We start from the raw sequence: 2924 nt of genomic DNA on the forward strand, positions 1-2924 counted from the left end.
CTACCCATGACCGCACTCGCTGTGACATTGAAGAATTGGTTCTTCACTCGCAACAGCATGATTTTGAACGCGAATATCCTATTGTTCATTATCTTGTTTAATACCTTACCCTTTGAACCACAAGTAGTAACCGGCCTGAGCATCTTAGTTTTTGTTGCTATTCTGTGGCTAACCGAAGCGATTCACGTCAGCATTACCGCGCTGCTCATACCACTACTTGCGGTATTTTTGGGTGTGTTCAACACTCAAACCGCACTGAATAACTTTTCCAACTCCATCATTTTTCTATTTTTGGGTGGTTTTGCACTAGCTGCGGCTCTACATAAACAAAAGTTAGATCAAGCTATTGCAGATAAAGTACTATTGCTGGCAAGAGGAAAAATGTCTGTCGCTGTATTCATGCTATTTGGTGTGAGTGCTGGCCTGTCAATGTGGATTTCAAACACCGCCACCGCCGCGATGATGTTACCGCTTGTGCTGGGTGTGATGACAAAGCTAGACGCCAAGAAAAACCACAACACCTTTTTGTTTGTTCTACTCGGTATCGCTTACAGTGCTTCAATTGGTGGTATTGCAACACTGGTTGGTAGCCCACCAAACGCAATTGCAGCAGCTGAAGTTGGCCTTAGCTTCACTGAATGGATGAAGTTTGGTGTACCTATTTCCCTAGTATTAATGCCAATCGCTATCCTCGTATTGTACACGATGACTAAGCCTGACCTTAGCCACAAGTTTGACCTTGACCATCAACCAGTCGAATGGACAAACGGCAAAATGATTACGTTGGCGATTTTCTTACTGACCGTAACTTTGTGGATATTCAGTAAGCCTATTAACGCTATGCTGGGTGGCTTCGCGAAGTTCGATACTCTTGTAGCCATTGGCGCCATCCTTCTACTTGGTGCTTCTCGCGCCGTCGAGTGGAAAGATATTGAGAAAACAACCGACTGGGGTGTGTTAATCCTATTTGGTGGTGGTATCTGTCTGAGTAACGTCCTAAAAGCAACCGGAACAAGCGTATTTTTGGCTCATAGCTTGTCAGGCTTCCTTGAGCAAGCCGGTATTCTCTTAACGATTCTTGCAGTGGTTGCTTTTGTTGTCTTCTTAACTGAGTTTGCGAGTAACACCGCCAGTGCTGCGCTACTTGTCCCTGTATTTGCGACCATTGCAGAAGCCTTGGGTATGTCTCCGGTTATTCTCTCTGCACTGATTGCCGTCGCTGCATCTTGTGCATTTATGTTACCTGTTGCAACACCTCCAAACGCGATTGTGTTCGGTACGGGTCATATCAAGCAAAAAGAAATGATGCGAATTGGTTTCGTATTAAACATTGCCTGTATTGCTGCACTAACGCTTTTCGCTTGGTTGTTCTGGTAAAAATAGCAAGTTCGATTAGCACTACACTGCTGCTCACGGTAATCGTATCGATAACCCAAACTTCCCCCCTAAGTGGTGTTCAGCAGTTTCCCTCTTGGTGGCCAGTTGGCCACCTTTTTTCTTTCCTTTTAGTGAACGGCTATCAGGCTTGCTTCTTTTCGCAAGCAAGTAAACCATAATGAGCTTCCACTCGGTTGCGACCATTGCGCTTCGCCTGATACAGCACTTCGTCAGCTCTCGCCATGGTTTCTGAGACGCGTTCATTCTGCATTTGGGCAACGCCAATACTGCAAGTTAATGATTCACCGTGCACCCACAAATGATCCTCCACATTTTTGCGAATCATTTCTGCCTTCTCTAACGCTTGTTCAATATTGGTATCAGGGCAAAATACGACAAACTCTTCGCCGCCCCAACGAACGAGTCGATCGTCTGAGTAAATAGAAGTCGCTACCACCATGACAAATTCGCGCAATATGTCATCCCCCATTTGGTGCCCAAATTTGTCGTTCACCTTTTTAAACTTATCCAAGTCCAAATAGAGAATACTGAAGGTGTTATGCCCCCAGCGAACCTGACGAGATTGTTGTTCCAGCCAGTGTTGCACAGCATATCGGTTCATCGCGCCCGTCAAAGCATCTCGATGCGCTAGCTCTGCAAACTCATAGTTTTGAGCTCGCAAAGTATCATTCACCTTTTCCAAATGACGGTGACGCTTTTGCGCTTTTTCATAAGCCACTCTATTTTTTCGTAACTCATGCAGTGAAAACGCCAGTCCAAGCGCCATCCAAGAGAATAATAATGCATACAACAATGTTTCTTGCGCAAGGTAAGCGCCTTCAAACTCAATTTTATCAATTACAATTCTATGTTTACCAAGTGCCGCACCAGACCCAGTTGCAATATCAATACGTGTGATGTTTGAAAATTCAGGTGCAGAGTGTTCAATCGCGACTCCGTTATCTACTAACCACCAGGTCATCACCTGAAGATTTTTAATCGGAATTTCGACAATATCGCTCGAACCCGATGGAGAAAACTGCATACCATTATATTTAATGGTGTACTCGTCGTCCGGCTTGGAATACTCAGAATTATAATTGCGAAGATACAAACGTAGGTCGTGGCTAGGGTTAGCCCCTATTCCTGCCTCTTCATATCGCACCTTCAATCGAATCGTATGGTAGTTGGAAAGGTCAATACCCTGTGTTGGCGTTGCTGAATCGGTATAAACCGAGATTCCGCAATAAGGCCAAGCATACGAGCTCTGCTTTAGTTCACAGCTAAGAACTAGGCTTTGCCGATCGTATGTGATATCTGCCTCACTCACACCTCCTTCACTGGCATCTTTAGTTGCATAGATATTGAAATGCTCAGGTGTAATGGTCAGCTTTCGCGTATCGCCAAGCACACTATAAAGGGCAACCAAACTGATAGTGCAAATAGAAAGAGCAAAGATAAAGTTATGGATCCACTTCATGGGCAAGTGACCTGCTGAGATTATACAATACGTGGGGTTCAATAATTTCAAAAAATGAAATCAAGGT

At 44.6% G+C, this 2924-nt stretch carries 2 protein-coding genes; one reads left to right on the plus strand and one right to left on the minus strand.

What is annotated here, in order from left to right:
- The first annotated feature begins 6 nt into the window (after positions 1-6).
- A complete protein-coding gene (locus CAG68_RS18220) occupies positions 7-1377 on the plus strand; it encodes an SLC13 family permease (protein WP_005377981.1) in 1371 nt (456 codons plus the stop codon).
- A 142-nt stretch (positions 1378-1519) separates the two neighbouring features.
- On the opposite strand, the gene CAG68_RS18225 is transcribed toward CAG68_RS18220, so the two are convergent.
- Complete coding sequence (locus tag CAG68_RS18225) at positions 1520-2857, minus strand: GGDEF domain-containing protein (protein ID WP_085569569.1); 1338 nt, start codon at positions 2855-2857, stop codon at positions 1520-1522.
- Positions 2858-2924 lie beyond the last annotated feature (67 nt).

The sequence above is a fragment of the Vibrio sp. V42_P2S4T144 genome, from assembly GCF_009904715.1.
In the GTDB taxonomy this organism is placed as follows: Bacteria; Pseudomonadota; Gammaproteobacteria; order Enterobacterales; family Vibrionaceae; genus Vibrio; species Vibrio alginolyticus.